Source organism: Streptomyces sp. NPDC059003, assembly GCF_042740445.1.
Taxonomy (GTDB): Bacteria; Actinomycetota; Actinomycetes; order Streptomycetales; family Streptomycetaceae; genus Streptomyces.
Window position 1 is genome coordinate 26,173 of the sequence record NZ_JBHYJH010000024.1, and the last position, 14,789, is coordinate 40,961.

Consider the following 14,789-nt stretch of genomic DNA (forward strand, 5'->3'; position numbering starts at 1 on the left):
ACCGGCCACCGCCGCACCGCGCTCAGGAACCCGCGGATTCCATCTCCCGGGCTAGGCCGAGCGGGCGCATGTCGGCCCAGTTCGCCTCGACGTAGGCGAGACAGGCCTGGCGGCTGTCCGGCCCCAGCCGCGGCTCCCAGCCCGCGGGGACCTCGATCACCGCAGGCCAGAGCGAGTACTGGCCCTCGTCGTTGACCAGGACCCGGTACTGGGCGTCATCGTCTTCGAATGGATTGCTCACACTGCACCTCTCGGCATGCACAGAGAGGGATGCGGGCGGGGACATGCCTGCCCAAACACACAGCAAGCCGCGCCTGAACAGACAGCAGGCAGCGGTCATTTACTTCATGCCAGAGCGGCAGACTCCCCCGTAAGCAGGCCGTGGCACACGATGGCGACGGCTCCGCGCATCCCCCAACTTCTGTTACTCAAGCGCCAGTTGAAGGCCGGTCAACCAGCCTTCACTTCCCCCGTTCTCGGCGGCAGTGATCACACTACGTGGGCTGGGAAATAAGTTCAACCGTGACCGCCATCACGAAACACCGCCTACACAAAGGCCAGTTACCGCGGCGGAAAAGCTTGTACAGGAAAGGTTAAATCTGGGGAATGGCAATTGACCGTTCGCGGGAGGCTGCGGTAACAGCTCGCCGCGCGGGCCGTGGCCGGACGCCACACCGCCACCGCACCGGGTCCCACCTGCGGGGACGCGCCGCCGCACCCCGGGCCGCCCACCCGGCGGCCGGACCCACGCCGGCACCCGTCCCCCTGGGGAATAGCCGGGCGTGCGACACGGTTGCGATGCCATATGAAGTTAGGCATATCGACATTCGTCACGGACGAAGGCATCCGCCCCGACGCTCTGGGCCGCGCGCTCGAAGAACGAGGTTTTGACTCCTTGTTCCTGGCCGAGCACTCACACATCCCCAAGGGGTCAACAGCCCCCGACGGAAGCGCACTTGAGCGGGCGTACTACCGCTCGCTCGACCCCTTCCTCGCCCTCACTGCCGCCGCCGCGGCCACCCGGACCCTGCTCCTGGGCACCGGCGTCGCCCTGCTGGTCCAGCGCGACGTCATCCACACCGCCAAGGAGGTCGCCACCCTCGACCTGCTCTCCGGCGGCCGTACGGTCCTCGCCGTGGGAGCGGGATGGAATCGGGAGGAAATGCGCAACCACGGCACCGACCCCCGCACACGAGGCCGCCTCCTGGACGAGCAGCTGGCCGCCCTGAAGCTGATCTGGACCCGGGACACGGCCGAATTCCACGGCGAGCACGTCGACTTCGGCCCGCTGCACATGTGGCCGAAGCCGGTGCAGGACCCGCACCCGCCGCTCTACATCGGCGGCCACAGCCCCGCGGCCCTGGCCCGGATGGCGGCGCACGGCGACGGCTGGTTCCCGATCGTCGTCACGCCCGCGGAGGTGCGACGGGTGCGCAAGTCGCTCGCCGAACAGGGCCGGACCGGCGTCGTCATCAACGTCCCGGCCAGGCAGGACCGACGGGACCTCATGGACGCGTACGCCGAGGCCGGGGCGGACCGCGCGACGTTCCACCTGGACGCGATGCCCGAGCCCGCCACCCTCAGGAAGCTCGACGAACTCGCCGCCCTGGTCGACGACTACGACACCTGAGGGCGCGGTGACCGGCTCGCGTACCGTGCCGGTGGCCGGTGCGCCGCCCTGCCCGGTCAGGGCGGGCATGCGGCGCACCGGGCCTCAGGCCCTGCGGCGGTGGAAGCGGTCCGCGATGCGGTCGACGGCCCAGGCGGCGCGGAGCGTCGGCGCGCTGAAGACCGGCATGGGGGCGAAGCGCGGCCGCGCACGCCACACGGCGGTCAGGTCGTCGTGCGCCTGGCCACCGGCGAGCCGGTCGGCGAGCAGCGTGCCGAGATAGGGCGACTGGGCGAGGCCGTGGCCGTTGCAGCCGATGGCGTAGAAGACGTTCCGCGCCGCCTCTCCGGCGACCGGCAGCAGCGACGGCGTCATCGCGACCCATCCGCCCCACGCCCGCTGCGGCGCGACGTCGCTGAGCGTCGGGAAGCGCTCGTGGAAGCCGCGCACGAGGTCCGCCACGACCGCGCCATCCGGCTCACGGGCTCCCAATGCCCCTCGTGCCGTGCGCAGTTGGCGGGTGCCGAACATGATCGTGCCGCGTGACGTGGGCCGGTAGTTCTCCAGGATCGTGTGCGGGGTGACGATGCCGATGCGCCGCGTCCAGCCGGTCGCCGCCAGGCGTTCGGGCTCGACCGGCTCGGTCTCCACCAGGCTGGTCCAGATCGGCGTGACCATCCGCCTCGGGGCGAACGGGAGGTCGCGGGAGTAGGCGTTGGTCGCGAGAACCACCCGCTCCGCGCGCACGCGGCCTCCGCTCACCGTGACGACGGCCCCCGAGGCGTGCGGCTCGATCGCGCGCGCGGCCGTGTGCTCGTACACCCGCACGCTCGATCGAAGCAGCGCGTCACGGAGGCCGAGCGCGAACTTCCCGGGGTTGAGGAGCCCGCCGGCGCGCTCGAAGACGCCGCCGAGGAACGACTGCGGCAGCCCGAAGTCGCGCCCCTCGACGAACTCGGCGTCCGCCCCCGCGTATTGGAGGATCTCGGCGTTCCGGCGGATGCGCCGGAGCTGTCCGGGGGAAACGGCGGCGATGACGTTGCCCGTCGGCTCGTACTCGCAGTCGATGCCGATCCGCTCGATCAGCTCCTCGGTGAAACGGGCCGCGTTGTCCGCGTAGCGGATCAGGGCCGGCAGGCGGCGCGCGTACAGCGCGCTGAGGAGTTCGGGATCGCCTGCCAGGGCGTTCGACAGGTGCCCGGCGTTGCGTGAGCTGCCGCCCCAGCCGCAGTGCCCGGACTCCAGCAGGACGACGTCGGCGCCCCGCTCGGCAAGGCGCAGCGCCGCCGCCATGCCGGCGTAACCGCCCCCGACGACGGCGACGTCGCACGTGACCTCGCCCTCCAGCATCGGCGTGACATCGGTGGGCCGGTCGACCCAGCCGGTGAACGCCGAGTACGTCACGCCGACGGCGGTCTTTCCCAAGGGCATGACTTCTCCCAGAGTTACAACTCGAACTCGAATCGGGTTCGAATTTAGCCTTGGGGCTGAGCAGTGTCAATGCCCCACCGTCGACCGACAATTACTCTCTGTAATGCATTCAGGGCGTGCGGTAGCCAGGACGTGAGGGGATGCGGATGGGCGGTGATCCCGCGTACACGGAGGCGCGGCCCCGGCTCCTCGGCCGGGCGCCTACGTCAGGCGTGCCGCTTCGGCCCCGGCGCGGCGTAAGTCTCGAGGTAGGCGGTCACGAGGCGCTTGGCCTCGGCGATCGTGGCGTCGTCACCGGCCGGGCTGCGTCGGAACGCCGCGTCGAAGAGCCGGTTGCCGACCTCGAAGGCGAGCTGCAGGGCGAGGCGGGGAGTGTCGGCGGTGATGAGATTCCGCTCGACGAGGGCGCGCGAGAGCTTCTCGGCCTGCGCCTCGTCGAACGCGCGGACCAGTTCGTCGAGCGCTTCCTGGCGTCCCGGGAACCACAGTTCGACGCAGCTCGGGTGCTGGCGGAAGTAGGCGAACGCGGGGTCGATGACGGCGTCGACGGCGTCGCGCAGCGTGCGCAGCTCCGGGTCGTCCAGGGCCGCGCCGATGAGGACGTCCAGCTCGCGCGCCTGGCGTCGCAGCAGCTCGGCTTCGACCTGATGGCGGTCGGAGAAGTAGTGGTACACGGAGGCGGTCGGGATGCCCGCCCGCTGGCCGATCGCCTTGAGCGTGGCGGCCTGGTAGCCGTGCTCGGCGAGCAGCGCCTCCGCGGCGTCGAGAAGGGCCTGCCTGCGCTGCACCCCGCGGCGCTGCACCCCCGCCGTACGAGTGTGCGTCTGAGCTGCGGGCTTTTCCTCGAACACGATTCGGGATCGTATCAGCCACCTCGGACACCGGCGGGGGACCTTCTGCCGCGTGCGAGGGGTGGGGCGATCGGGTGGGGCGATCAGGGTGATGGCGGCGGCGCGCCAGTCGGTCAACCCGTCAGGACGGGGTCCCCGGCCGCCGACGAGGACGACTCGGCAGTCATCGACAATTCGTACATAATGTGACATATGGAACACATAGGTGAAGGGCGCCCCCCGCACCGGGGCGGCGCAGGTAACCCTCTGGAGCGGCTGGGCACGGTCGCGTGGCAGGCCCTGATGCTGATGGGCCTCGCCGCGATCGCGATCGGCGTGGTCGCGTTGGTCTGGCCCGGCCGGACCCTGCTGGTCCTTGGCGTGCTGTTCGGCATCTACTTGCTGATCAGCGGCGTGATGGAGATCGTGGCCGCGTTCGGCGCCTTCGTCAGCGCCGGGATGCGCGCCCTGCTCATCGTCTCCGGCGCGCTGTCGATCATGCTGGGTGTGCTCTGCTTCCGGAACTCGCTGCACAACTCGGTGCTGCTGCTGAGCCTGTGGATCGGCATCGGCTTCCTGATGTACGGCATCGCCACTGTGGTGACCGCCGCCGAGATGCACAGCGGCTGGGGCGTGTTCCTGGGCCTGCTGACAGCCGTCGGCGGCATCATCGTCATCTCCTGGCCCATCGGCTCCATCGTCACCCTGGCGGTCTTCACCGGCATCTGGCTGATCGCGGTCGGCCTGGCGGAAGTGATCCACGCGTTCAGCCTGCGAAGCCTGGTGCGCTCGGCCGGCGGCCACGGGCGGCACGCAACCGCTGTCGCGTGACTGCCAACACGCAGAGCGGGTCCAGCACGGGGCACCAGACCGTGTTCCGGGAACTGTTCACCCGGTGGAGGTGGGCACGAACTTCACCGACCGGAAATGAACGGAATCACCCGCCTCTTCATCGGGCACGAGGACGGTCTTGGTGCCGGTGCAGTTGTCATCCGAGTAGAGCTCAGCACTGGACTCGGTGCCGACGTTCTTCGCGGAGTACGCATACGTGTCTTCTACGCCCTGGACTTCCGGAATGGCGATGCATTCGTGAAGGGGTTGTTCCACCAGGCTGGCCTGCGGATCGGTCGGCTCTCCGCTGCCGGTGTAGCGGTAGTTGATCCCGCCCGCGGGATCCGCGTGCGCGGTGGTGGAAACCGAGGTGACCAGGAGAAGAGCACTCGCGACGGCGAGCAGCGCGGGGCGCAGGCGCATGGAGATTCCTTTCGGCGGGCGGAAACGAACTGGGCGGTACGCCCATGGTGCCGATACTCGAACGGGAAATGCGCCGACGCCCGCTGTTCGTGGCTTTACTCCACCCCGGCGAGTGAACTACTGGCCGCAGTACGGCCTTGCTGCGGTACGGCCTGGGCGCTTGGCCCAGGCAGCCCTCCGGTGGCCGGCGGCGAGGTCGTGCCACAGCGAGCCGGCAACGACAGCCAGTTCATGGTCACTCCTTGGTGGCGTGACCGGCAGTCCTCTTATCCGGTTACCAGCCCGAAGTGACCGGACTCCTACGCTCCGGTCACCTGCTTCGGCTCTGCCTTTCCCCTATCTGAAGTGAGGACACGTCATGACGGAACGCATCCGCGTCCGCCTCGCCGCTGCCCTGGGCACCCTCGCCCTGGCCGCCGGAGGAGCGGTCGTCGCCGCCCCGGCCGCCCACGCCACCCCGACCGACTGCGGCAACTACCTCGCGGACTCCAAGCCGGCCCGCAACACCTCCGTCGGAGACCTCTCGTGCGCGGTCGGCGGACTCGGCGTCCCGAAGCCGGTCGCCGGCACGTTGTGCAACACCCTGCTCACCAAGGCCGCCGTCGTCTCCGCGGCAAGGTCCGACAGCGCCTGCATGCTGGCCGGCGACTGACCCCAGCGGGGAGGCGCTGTGAGCGCACCGCCGCTCACAGCGCCGCACGGCCCGATCAGGGCAGGCGCTCTACCGCTCGGCCTCCTTGGCTGCCGCGGTTCTGGCAGTGGCCCCGCCGGTCGCGGCGCTTCCGGTCCAGGACCGGGATCATGCCCCACTCCGGGGGGCGCTCCCCCACCCCATCTGAGAGGTGGGACGTCCGCGGGCCGATCAGCCGCGCCGCGCGAAGTAGACGGTCGCGAGGGTGTACGTCACGCCGCCCAACCCGGCCAACACGTCCCAGGGGTGGCCGCTGTTGCCGCGGACCAGCTCGGTCACGAAGCCGGCCAGGAGCACCGCCACGAGAACGTGCAGCGTGAACGCGGACGCGCGCTGATTGATGGCGCGGCGGCGCTCGTCCGTGCTCTGGCCGCGCAGCAGCGCGACGGGCTCCGACCGGCGCGACGCCCTGACCAGGATCAGCACATACGTGGCCATGACGACCAAGCCGCCCGCGGCCACTCCGGGTTCGTGCCGGGCCAGGAAGACCGCGACGAAGACGGCACCCATGGCAAGGCCCACGGCCGGGACGGCCCAGCGCTGGGTGCGGGTGGTCTCCGGGTTGTGGTCAATCGACATGAAAGATCTCCTCCACCGTCTTGCTGAAGTACCGGGCCGTACGGATCGCCAGGGGCAGCGACGGGTCGTAGCGAGACTGCTCGATGGCGTTGATCGTCTGCCGGGAGACGCCGAGGGCACGCCCCAACTCCTGCTGGGAGAGCCCCATGGCGACACGCAGCTGACGTACGTCGTTCCGCATACATGGAAAGTAGGCTTTACGTCCGAAGGGTGTCAAGCGACCTTTACATCGCGCGCGGCGACCGGCCCGCCGCGGGACCGGCGGGTCCGCACGCGCACTCATCGATCGTTGACCCGCTGTTGATCACCTGGTGCCAGCTTTGTCCGTGACGCCCCCGGCGTCGCATCCGTACGCCCCATGTCCGTACACGACGTACGCCGCATGCCCGTACACGAGAGACAAGGAACCACCAGGTGTCACAGCAGCAGCCCGGCCGACGCACCGCGCTCAAGGCCGCGGGGGCCGGTGCCCTCGCCGTCGCCGCCGGTGCGGTCGCCGCCGACCCGGCGTCCGCCCAGGACAGCGCCGCCCCCTCCCCCGCGCCCCGGGGCGACCGCGGCCTGGCCGCACAGCTGCGCCGCGCGCTGCCCGACGACCAGGTGCTCGTCCGCGGGGACGCGGCCTACGACGCGGAGCGCGCCGCGTTCCACCGGGTCGTCGACCACCACCCGGCGGCGATCGTCGTGCCGCGCCGCGCCAAGGACATCGCCGCCGCCGTGCGTGTCGCCTCCTGCCATCGAGTGCCGATCGCCGTCCAGGCCACCGGCCACGGCATCTCCCGCTCGGCGCACGGCGGGCTGCTCATCAACACCCGCCGGATGAAGACCATCCGCATCGACGCCGCCCGGCGCACCGCTGTCGTGGGCCCCGGCGTGGTCTTCGCCGAGCTCATCGAGGCGGCGGCCGCCCACGGCCTGGCGCCCGCCGGTGGTTCGGCGTCGGACGTCAGCGTCGCCGGGTACACGAGCGGCGGCGGCCTTCCGGTGATCGGGCGCACGGTCGGCTTCGCTGCCGACCACGTCACCCGCGTCGACCTGGTCGACGCCAAGGGGCGCCGGCGCAGGCTCACGCCGCACCACGACACCGACCTGTTCTGGGCGGTGCGGGGCGGCAAGTCCAACTTCGGCGTGATCACCGAGATCGAGACGGCGCTGTTCCCGCTCACCCGGCTGTACGGCGGCACCATGCTGTTCGTCGGCGGCGTGCCCGAACTGCTCAGGGCGTACCAGAAGTTCACCCGCGACCTCACCGAGCGGATGACGACGTCCCTGGTGATCGTCAATGTTCCGGCCGACAGCCCGGCCTTCCCCGAGCCGCTGCGCGGCAAGACCCTCGCCAAGCTGCGCGTCGCGTTCACCGGTGACGCGGCGGAGGGCGAGAAGCTGCTGCGCCCGCTGCGCGCCCTCGGCCCCGCCCAGGACGGCGTGGCCGACATGCCGTACACCGACATCGCGAAGATCTACGCCGACCCGGCGGGCCCGATCCGCACGCGCGAGCGCGCCGGCACGCTGCGAGCGCTTGACGACCCGACGCTGCGGCGCCTGCTGCAGGCCGCGGGCCCCGACGCCGAACGGCCCCCGATGGCCGTGGAGATCCGTCACCTCGGGGGTGCGCTCGCGCGCCCCCCGAAGCACCCGAACGCGGTCGGGCCGCGGGATGCCGCGTTCACTCTGTTCGTCGCGGACATGGCGCCGAATCCGGCCCAGGACGCCGCGCTGGAGGCCGGGCAGCAGCGGGTCTTCGACATCCTCGGCCCCTCCCTGACCGGGCACGCGCTGCCCAACTTCCTCACCGACCACGACAGCACGGCCACGCGGGTGCGCCGCGCCTACCGGCCGCGGGACTACGACCGCCTCGCCACGCTGAAGCGCCGCTACGACCGGCACAACCTGTTCCGCGTCAACCACAACATCCCGCCCGCGGCCTGACCGGCCGCGCTCAAGTCCGGCCCCGGCGACCTGCCGGGGCCGGACGTCCGCACACCCGCAGCGGTGCGCGGCCGACCGGGCCCGTCAGTAGCCGATCGTGAAGCGCCGCTGGACGAAGCGCGGCAGCTCCGTCTCGTCAAGGAGGGCTACGGCGGCGTCCTCCACCGAGATGCGGCTGCGCCCGTCGGCGTCGACGACCGGCTGGTCGCCGCCGATCCGGAACCGACCCGTGCGCTCGCCGGGGGCGATGTCCTCGGCGGGGCTGAAGTAGGTCCACAGCCGGTTGGACGTGCGCAGGACGTTCAGGGCGTCCCGGTGGCCGCGCACCGCCGCCGCGTACGCGCGGGGCAGGCCGATCTCGTCGAGGCTTGCGTGCATCAGCTCGTCGGAGTCGGCGCGCACGAGGCCGGGTTCGAGCTCCAGGCTGCCCGCGCCGCCGATCACGATGAGCCGGGTCCGGGGGTGGCTCTCCAGCGCCTTCAGGAGCGCGCGGGCGGCCGTCGCGTAGACCGTGGGGTCGGCGATGGAGCGCTCCAGCGTGTCAGCCATGTCCTTGGCCGCGTTGCCGGGCTGGAATCCGCTGATGAGCACGTCGAGTCCGGGCAGGACGGCGGCGACGCTCTCGGCGTCGAGGACGTCGACGCTCCGCCAGGTGATGCGCTCCCGGTCCTCGGTGATCCGTGCGGCGTCGCGGGTGAACGCCGTGACGTGGTGCCCCCGTTCGAGTGCCTCCGTGACGACGCGACGGCCGATGGTGCCGGTGGCTCCGATGACTCCGATGTGCATGGCGCTCCCCTTCGTCGTGACACCGCACGACCCTCGTCGTGACGGCGTGCGAAAACTATACGGCGTGAAGTTTAGATACGGCAATCAACATGGGCACGCTGTACAGTGACCCCATGACCAAGGCGACTGCGGGCGGCACGAGAGGCCGCCGCGAGCGGCTGCGGGCCGAGACGACGGCGGAGATCAAGAAGGTCGCGCTCGACCTGATGGCGTCGGGCGGGCCCGACGCCATCACGCTTCGCGCCATCGCCCGCGAGATGGGCATGACCGCCAACGCCATCTACGGCTACTTCGCCACCCGCGACGACCTGGTCACCACGCTCGTCAGCGACGTCTACACGGCACTCGCCGACGCCGTGGACACCGCGTGGAGCGCGACGACCGTCGAGGCCCCGGCCGCCCGCATCCAGGCGTGGGCGCACGCCTTCCGCGACTGGTCCCTGGCCAACCCCGAGGGCTTCCGCCTCATCTACGGCGACCCCGTCCCCGGCTACCGCGCCCCCGACGGCGGCGCCGCCCCGGACGCCGCCCACCGGGTCTGCACCGGCCTCGCCGGGCTCGCGGCCGCCGCCTGGCCGGACGCCGAACACCTCTACGTGGACGGCGACTTCGCCTGGTCCGACTTCGACCCCGGCCTGCTCGCCAAGGTCCGCCCGGCCTTCCCCGACCTCCCCCCGGCCGCCGTCGCCCTCGCCCTGCGCATCTGGGGCCATCTCCACGGCCTGGTGTCACTGGAGGTCTACGGCCACCTGCGCACCCAGACCGTGAGCCCGGACAAGCTCTTCCGCGCCGAACTTGCCGCGCTCATCCGGTCGTTGGGGCTCACGCCGACCGCCTGAGGGCCCGGACCCGCCGCGGTCACAGGGCCGCGCGGAACTCCCCCGGCGTCCGCCCCGTCCGCCGCAGGAAGAACTTGCCGAAGTTCGCCGCCTCGCTGAAGCCCAGGCGGCGGCCGACGGCGGCCGCGCTCAGGTCGGTGTGGACGAGCAGCCGCTTGGCCTCCAGGACCACCCGGTCGTCGATGAGGGCCTTCGCGGGCCGCCCCGCCGCGGTCAGACAGACCCGGGTGAGGGTCTTGGGCGTGGTGGCGAGCCGGGTGGCGTACGCGGCCACGGAGCGCTCAGCGGCGAAGTCACGTTCCAGCGCGGCCCGGAAGCGCGTGAACAGCTCGCCGGGGCCGGTCGGCGCGGGCTCTCCCTCCGGCTCGGGCAGCAGCGCGATCCGCAGCAGGAGCGCGGCCAGGGTGTGGCGCAGCAGGTCGGTGGTGAGGGCACCCGGGTCCACCGCGTGGGCCGGGTCCGCCGCCTGGGTCGAGTCCGCCGCGTGGGCGTCGTGGGCTGCGGCAAGGAGACCGGTGAGCCGGGTCAGGTGTGCCCGGTCCCGCCCTTGCGTCTGCCAGTGCGCGGGGGCGAAGGGGTCGTCGAGCAGCGGCTGCACGCGCAGGGGCGGCGGGAAGTCGGGCGTGAACAGGACGAGCCGGGCCTCCAGCTCCGGCGCGCGGGCGTAGGCGTGCACCTGGCCCGGGCGGATCCACAGCAGCGTCCCGGGGCGGCAGTCGTGCCCGATGAAGTCGATCATGTGGGTGCCGTGGCCGTGCGTGACCAGGACGAGCAGATGGAAGTCGAGGCGCTGCGGCCCGCCTCCGCCGGGTCCCGGGGCGTGCGCGCGGGCGTCGGCGAGCGTCCGCACGTCGATGCCGAGGGCGGGGCAGTGCGGGTTGCGGTAGCCGATGTCGCTGATCGGCGCCGCCGCGGGGTGTCCGTTTTTGACCATGACTGCGTCCGAACGTACCTCGTGCTCCGGGTGGGCGCCCAGGGAGTGTGGAGGGGTGGGAGGAACGGGCCGCGGTCGGTGACACCCCGGCCGGACAGCGGGTTCCGCCGCCCCCGCCCTCCCCGCCGTACGCCGTCGTACGACCGGCCCTGCTGCTCCCCGCCGCGTCCACGGAGACCGAAATGACCACGACCACCGCCCCCTCGCCGCCCCCGGCGGCCCCCGCGCCCTCCGCCGTACGCGGTCGCGTCCTGCTCGCGGTCCTCGCGGCCGCCCCGGCCGTCGTCCTGCGCCTCAGCGGCGCCGAGGTCGGGGCGGTCACCGGCATGCTGGTCTTCGGGCTCGGCGTCCTTGCCGCCGCCGTGCTGCTCATGTGGGCCGCGGAGACCGCGCACGCCGACATCGCGGGGGCGCTCGCCCTGGCGCTGCTCGCGTTCATCGCCGTCCTGCCGGAGTACGCCGTGGACCTGTACTTCGCCTACACCGGCGGCTCGGACCCGGCCAGCGCGGCGTACGCGTCGGCGAACATGACCGGCGCCAACCGGCTCCTGATCGGCGTGGGCTGGCCGCTCGTCGCCCTGGCGGGCTATCTGGCCGCCCGGCGGGCCCGGGGCCGTGCCGCCGTGCCGCTCCCCACGGACACCACGCTCGCCGCGCACCGCCGCGTCGACATCGGGTTCCTGGCCGTGGCGGCGGTGTTCGCCTTCGTGCTGCCGCTGACACGGCAGATCGCCTGGTACGTGCCGCTCCTGATCATCCCTTGGTACGGCTTCTACCTGTGGCGCGTGGCGCGGTCGGGCCCCGACGAGGACGAGGAGTTCACCGGCGTGCCCGCGCGGCTGGCCCGACTCCCGCGACGGCGGCGCCGGTTGACGACCGTGGCGCTGTTCGCGGGCGCGGCGGCGGTCGTCTTCGCCGCGGCCGAGCCGTTCGCCACCTCGCTGATCTCCGCGGGCAGTTCGCTCGGCGTGGACCGGTTCCTGCTGGTGCAGTGGGTCGCCCCGCTCGCCACCGAGGCGCCCGAGCTGATCGTCGCGGTCGTCTTCGCCTGGCGGCTTCGGGCCGACGACGGTCTCGGCGCCCTGCTCTCCAGCAAGATCAACCAGTGGACGCTGCTCGTGGGCCTGCTGCCCGTCGCGTATCTCGCCGGAGGCGGCGGCTTCGGGATGCCGCTGGTGGAGCGGCAGGTGGACGAGGTGGCGCTGACCGCCGCGCAGACCGTGCTCGCCGTCGTGATCCTGCTGGACCTGCGCTTCCGCCTGTGGGAGGCGGCCGGTCTCTTCGGCCTGTTCGTGGCCCAGTTCCTGCTGCCCGCCGAGAGCGCGCGGATCGTCCTGACGTACGTCTATCTGGCCCTGGCCGCCGGGCTGCTCGTGCCGAGGCTGCGGCACGTCGGGCCGTCGCTGCGGGCGATCGGGAAGGGGTGAACACCTCCGCACCCTCCTCGATACGGGCCGGAGGCGGCCCCGGCGGGCCGCCTCCGGTCACGGTCGTGCGGACCGACGGGGTCAGGGTCGTGCGGACCGACAGGGTCAGGGCGTCGGCGCGGGCGCCGCCGGGCAGGTGGTGTCGCGCGTGGGCAGCTTGCCGGTGAGCAGGTAGCGGCTGCCGTGCTTGTCGACGCAGGAGTTGCCGTCGAACAGGAACTGGCCGTGGTTGCCGCCGCCCGCGACGACCAGGCGCGAGTCCTTCAGGGCCGCGTGCATCCGGCGCGCGCCGGGCAGCGGCGTCGCCGCGTCGTCCTTGGCCTGGAGCAGCAGCGGCGGCGGCACCTTCACGGAGCCGATCTTCACCGGGGTGGTGGGCTTGGCCTTCCAGAACGCGCACGGGGCGCTGTACCAGGTGTTCAGCCAGCCGAAGAGGGGCGCCTTGCGGGCCGATGCGCGCGTGTCCGTGCGCCAGGTCTTCCAGTCCCGGGGCCAGGGGTCGTCCACACACGTGTAGGCGAGCATGGCCGGGTTGACGGCGCCGTCGGCGAGCTGGTCGGTGGCCGAGAGCAGCGTGCCCGCGTCGCCGCGCCGGTAGTCGGAGACCGCCCGCGCGAGGTCGCCCCACATCAGGTCGGTGTACATACCGGAGGCCAGCAGGTCGTCGAGCTCGGCGCTCCCGGCCCGGCCGCCGGCCGGGTGCGCGGCCAGCTTCTTGCGGGTCGCCTCCCAGGTGGCGGCCACCTTCGCGCGGCTGCTGCCCAGGTGGTAGGTGCGGTCGTGCTTGGCGGTCCAGGCGAAGAACTGCTCGGCCCGGTGCTGCATCGCCGTGTTCTGCTGGAACTGGGACGTGTAGCTGCTCGCCGTCGGGTCCATGACGCTGTCGAGGACCATGCGGCCGGTGTGCTTCGGGAAGAGGGTCGCGTACGTGGCGCCCAGGCGCGTGCCGTACGAGTAGCCGAGGTAGTCGAGCTTCGTCCGGCCGAGCGCGGCCCGGATGCGGTCCATGTCCCGGGCGGCGTTCTCGGTGGTCATGTGCGGCAGCAGGTCGCGGGAGTGCTCCTGGCACTGTGCGGCGACCTTGCGGGCCACGGCCAGCCGCTTCTTCTCCTGGTCCGCGTTCGCGGGGGTGTAGGGCAGGGCGGGGTGCTTGCTGAGCTTGCTCGTGTCGCCGCAGGAGACCGGGGTGCTGGCGCCGACGCCGCGCGGGTCGAAGCTGACGACGTTGTACTTCTGCGCGACCTTCTCGGGCAGCGAGGCCCACACCGACTTGGCGACGGCGATGCCGGACTCACCCGGTCCGCCGGGGTTGACCACGAGGGTGCGCGGGGCGTCGCCCGAACCCGCGACGGACAGCGTCAGCTTGATCTGACGGCCGTTCGGCTTCTTGTAGTCCAGCGGCACCTTCAGCGTGGAGCAGTAGGTGCCGCGCGGCGCGTCCGTACCGGCGGGGCAGGTGCCCCAGCGCGGCCCGGCCGCCGGGGCCGACGCGTGCGCCGCCGCGGGCATCCCCACGGCGAGCAGGCTCAGGGCTCCGACGACGGCAGCGGTGCCGCCGACGATGCGCTTCGGTCTCATGTGCTGTCTTCCCGTCAACTCGATGACTCTCAGCAGGGAAGACGGCCGAACCAAACGTCAGGTTTCGCCCCACGGACCACAGTCGAATGCCCGGCAGGAAGGCAGGCACGAGCCCTGACGACCACGGAGTTGCGGTGCTCCGTGGTCGCCAGGGGACCCGTGCCCGCGCTGCCGTCATGGCTGACCGGACCGCACCGGGGTCACCTCGTCGGCCTCGTCCTGGCCGGATCGCCGACGCATCCCGGTGGTTCGGAAACCGACAACCGCTGGCTCAGAATCCGATGGCCTCGCGGAGCAGGAGGACGGTGCCGCGTCCCGGGGCGTATTCCGCGTTGAGGATGAGCAGGCGGTTGACGGCGCTGTCCCAGCCGTAGGCTTCCTGCGTGCGGGCGGTTTCCAGCGGGAGCAGTGCTCCTCGACACGGCGCAGCGCGGCGGGCAGGTCGGGCACCACCTTCTGCGCCCCGACGATCCAGATCGCACGCGCGGCGCCACCCGCATTGCCGGGCAGCTGGCTTCCGCTGCCCGACGCGATCACGAGGGAGCCGGTCTCGGTGACCGCGTGGACGCTGCCCACGATGACGTCGGGGCTGGCGGTCAGTCGGCGGATCTCGTTCATCTGGGTGGCGCGGTCCATGGCCATGACGCGGGGCTTGATGGCGTCGTACCGCCCGCTGTCGTTGAGGTCCTCGGCGATGCCGGACAGGCGGAGAGTCTCGCTGGACCCGGTGAACACGCTGGCGCCGTCCGCGATCAGATCCTTCACGCGGGTGCGCGCCTCGGCGACGTCGTCGAGGATCTCCACGGTGAAGCCGTGCGCGGTCAGCGCGGCGGCCGCCCGCTCCAGGCGCTCCGCGGGCACCGGGGCGGTGAACGGCGTGGTCGGCATGGAGGTAGTCATGA

16 protein-coding genes are annotated in these 14,789 nt (G+C 72.0%); 6 read left to right on the forward strand and 10 right to left on the reverse strand.

Features of this window, described 5'->3' with window-relative positions:
• Nucleotides 1-22: 22 nt before the first annotated feature.
• Nucleotides 23-241 (reverse strand): MbtH family protein, encoded by a 219-nt coding sequence (locus ACFWZ5_RS12285; protein WP_384796009.1) that lies wholly within the window; start codon nucleotides 239-241, stop codon nucleotides 23-25.
• A gap of 564 nt (nucleotides 242-805) precedes the next feature.
• Here ACFWZ5_RS12285 and ACFWZ5_RS12290 point away from each other — a divergent pair.
• Nucleotides 806-1,630, forward strand: coding sequence for an LLM class F420-dependent oxidoreductase (locus tag ACFWZ5_RS12290; RefSeq protein WP_384796011.1), 825 nt, complete (start codon nucleotides 806-808; stop codon nucleotides 1,628-1,630).
• Nucleotides 1,631-1,714: 84 nt separating this feature from the next.
• On the opposite strand, the gene ACFWZ5_RS12295 is transcribed toward ACFWZ5_RS12290, so the two are convergent.
• Nucleotides 1,715-3,040 carry an NAD(P)/FAD-dependent oxidoreductase gene (locus tag ACFWZ5_RS12295; protein ID WP_384796013.1) on the reverse strand — a complete coding sequence of 442 codons (1,326 nt, stop codon included), beginning with the start codon at nucleotides 3,038-3,040 and terminating at the stop codon, nucleotides 1,715-1,717.
• 206 nt (nucleotides 3,041-3,246) lie between these two features.
• Nucleotides 3,247-3,891, reverse strand: a complete 645-nt coding sequence (locus ACFWZ5_RS12300) for a TetR/AcrR family transcriptional regulator (RefSeq protein WP_384890686.1) — start codon at nucleotides 3,889-3,891, stop codon at nucleotides 3,247-3,249.
• A gap of 282 nt (nucleotides 3,892-4,173) precedes the next feature.
• Between ACFWZ5_RS12300 and ACFWZ5_RS12305 the strand changes: the two genes are divergently transcribed.
• Entirely contained in the window at nucleotides 4,174-4,701 is a 528-nt protein-coding gene (locus tag ACFWZ5_RS12305; protein ID WP_384890689.1) for an HdeD family acid-resistance protein, read from the forward strand.
• 57 nt (nucleotides 4,702-4,758) lie between these two features.
• On the opposite strand, the gene ACFWZ5_RS12310 is transcribed toward ACFWZ5_RS12305, so the two are convergent.
• Nucleotides 4,759-5,124: a hypothetical protein gene (locus ACFWZ5_RS12310; RefSeq protein ID WP_384791546.1), complete on the reverse strand. Its 366-nt coding sequence runs from the start codon at nucleotides 5,122-5,124 to the stop codon at nucleotides 4,759-4,761.
• Between the two features lie 358 nt (nucleotides 5,125-5,482).
• Here ACFWZ5_RS12310 and ACFWZ5_RS12315 point away from each other — a divergent pair, with 358 nt between their 5' ends.
• Complete coding sequence (locus tag ACFWZ5_RS12315; protein ID WP_384791543.1) at nucleotides 5,483-5,776, forward strand: hypothetical protein; 294 nt, start codon at nucleotides 5,483-5,485, stop codon at nucleotides 5,774-5,776.
• Nucleotides 5,777-5,986: 210 nt separating this feature from the next.
• On the opposite strand, the gene ACFWZ5_RS12320 is transcribed toward ACFWZ5_RS12315, so the two are convergent.
• Together ACFWZ5_RS12320 and ACFWZ5_RS12325 are read right to left on the reverse strand one after the other, a co-directional pair.
• Nucleotides 5,987-6,394 (reverse strand): DUF2178 domain-containing protein, encoded by a 408-nt coding sequence (locus tag ACFWZ5_RS12320; RefSeq protein ID WP_384791540.1) that lies wholly within the window; start codon nucleotides 6,392-6,394, stop codon nucleotides 5,987-5,989.
• On the reverse strand, nucleotides 6,384-6,575 hold the full coding sequence (locus tag ACFWZ5_RS12325; protein WP_384791537.1) for a helix-turn-helix transcriptional regulator: 192 nt from the start codon (nucleotides 6,573-6,575) through the stop codon (nucleotides 6,384-6,386). The genes ACFWZ5_RS12320 and ACFWZ5_RS12325 overlap by 11 nt, the downstream gene beginning before the upstream one ends.
• 233 nt (nucleotides 6,576-6,808) lie before the next feature.
• On the opposite strand from ACFWZ5_RS12325, the gene ACFWZ5_RS12330 reads away from it, so the two are divergent.
• The gene (locus ACFWZ5_RS12330) at nucleotides 6,809-8,323 is read left to right on the forward strand and encodes an FAD-binding oxidoreductase (protein ID WP_384791534.1); all 1,515 of its coding nucleotides are present in this window, start codon (nucleotides 6,809-6,811) and stop codon (nucleotides 8,321-8,323) included.
• 84 nt (nucleotides 8,324-8,407) lie between these two features.
• On the opposite strand, the gene ACFWZ5_RS12335 is transcribed toward ACFWZ5_RS12330, so the two are convergent.
• Complete coding sequence (locus ACFWZ5_RS12335) at nucleotides 8,408-9,109, reverse strand: NAD(P)-dependent oxidoreductase (RefSeq protein WP_384791531.1); 702 nt, start codon at nucleotides 9,107-9,109, stop codon at nucleotides 8,408-8,410.
• Nucleotides 9,110-9,222: 113 nt separating this feature from the next.
• Between ACFWZ5_RS12335 and ACFWZ5_RS12340 the strand changes: the two genes are divergently transcribed.
• Entirely contained in the window at nucleotides 9,223-9,948 is a 726-nt protein-coding gene (locus ACFWZ5_RS12340) for a TetR/AcrR family transcriptional regulator (protein WP_384791527.1), read from the forward strand.
• Between the two features lie 19 nt (nucleotides 9,949-9,967).
• Here the strand turns inward: ACFWZ5_RS12340 and ACFWZ5_RS12345 are convergent, their stop codons facing one another.
• Nucleotides 9,968-10,882 carry an AraC family transcriptional regulator gene (locus ACFWZ5_RS12345; RefSeq protein WP_384791523.1) on the reverse strand — a complete coding sequence of 305 codons (915 nt, stop codon included), beginning with the start codon at nucleotides 10,880-10,882 and terminating at the stop codon, nucleotides 9,968-9,970.
• 182 nt (nucleotides 10,883-11,064) lie between these two features.
• Here ACFWZ5_RS12345 and ACFWZ5_RS12350 point away from each other — a divergent pair, with 182 nt between their 5' ends.
• Nucleotides 11,065-12,309: a hypothetical protein gene (locus tag ACFWZ5_RS12350; RefSeq protein WP_384791520.1), complete on the forward strand. Its 1,245-nt coding sequence runs from the start codon at nucleotides 11,065-11,067 to the stop codon at nucleotides 12,307-12,309.
• Nucleotides 12,310-12,414: 105 nt separating this feature from the next.
• On the opposite strand, the gene ACFWZ5_RS12355 is transcribed toward ACFWZ5_RS12350, so the two are convergent.
• A complete protein-coding gene (locus ACFWZ5_RS12355) occupies nucleotides 12,415-13,887 on the reverse strand; it encodes an alpha/beta hydrolase (RefSeq protein WP_384791517.1) in 1,473 nt (490 codons plus the stop codon).
• A 174-nt stretch (nucleotides 13,888-14,061) separates the two neighbouring features.
• The gene (locus tag ACFWZ5_RS12360) at nucleotides 14,062-14,787 is read right to left on the reverse strand and encodes an LUD domain-containing protein (RefSeq protein WP_384791514.1); all 726 of its coding nucleotides are present in this window, start codon (nucleotides 14,785-14,787) and stop codon (nucleotides 14,062-14,064) included.
• Nucleotides 14,788-14,789: the final 2 nt, after the last annotated feature.

What these genes read in the sequence shown, in the direction of transcription:
- ACFWZ5_RS12315 (WP_384791543.1), top strand. Translation starts at nt 5,483, where the DNA reads ATGACGGAACGCATCCGCGTCCGCCTCGCCGCTGCCCTGGGCACCCTC.
- ACFWZ5_RS12340 (WP_384791527.1), top strand. Translation starts at nt 9,223, where the DNA reads ATGACCAAGGCGACTGCGGGCGGCACGAGAGGCCGCCGCGAGCGGCTG.
- ACFWZ5_RS12350 (WP_384791520.1), top strand. Translation starts at nt 11,065, where the DNA reads ATGACCACGACCACCGCCCCCTCGCCGCCCCCGGCGGCCCCCGCGCCC.
- ACFWZ5_RS12345 (WP_384791523.1), bottom strand. Translation starts at nt 10,882, where the DNA reads ATGGTCAAAAACGGACACCCCGCGGCGGCGCCGATCAGCGACATCGGC.
- ACFWZ5_RS12335 (WP_384791531.1), bottom strand. Translation starts at nt 9,109, where the DNA reads ATGCACATCGGAGTCATCGGAGCCACCGGCACCATCGGCCGTCGCGTC.
- ACFWZ5_RS12290 (WP_384796011.1), top strand. Translation starts at nt 806, where the DNA reads ATGAAGTTAGGCATATCGACATTCGTCACGGACGAAGGCATCCGCCCC.
- ACFWZ5_RS12305 (WP_384890689.1), top strand. Translation starts at nt 4,174, where the DNA reads ATGCTGATGGGCCTCGCCGCGATCGCGATCGGCGTGGTCGCGTTGGTC.
- ACFWZ5_RS12320 (WP_384791540.1), bottom strand. Translation starts at nt 6,394, where the DNA reads ATGTCGATTGACCACAACCCGGAGACCACCCGCACCCAGCGCTGGGCC.
- ACFWZ5_RS12360 (WP_384791514.1), bottom strand. Translation starts at nt 14,787, where the DNA reads ATGACTACCTCCATGCCGACCACGCCGTTCACCGCCCCGGTGCCCGCG.
- ACFWZ5_RS12355 (WP_384791517.1), bottom strand. Translation starts at nt 13,887, where the DNA reads ATGAGACCGAAGCGCATCGTCGGCGGCACCGCTGCCGTCGTCGGAGCC.
- ACFWZ5_RS12295 (WP_384796013.1), bottom strand. Translation starts at nt 3,040, where the DNA reads ATGCCCTTGGGAAAGACCGCCGTCGGCGTGACGTACTCGGCGTTCACC.
- ACFWZ5_RS12325 (WP_384791537.1), bottom strand. Translation starts at nt 6,575, where the DNA reads ATGCGGAACGACGTACGTCAGCTGCGTGTCGCCATGGGGCTCTCCCAG.
- ACFWZ5_RS12310 (WP_384791546.1), bottom strand. Translation starts at nt 5,124, where the DNA reads ATGCGCCTGCGCCCCGCGCTGCTCGCCGTCGCGAGTGCTCTTCTCCTG.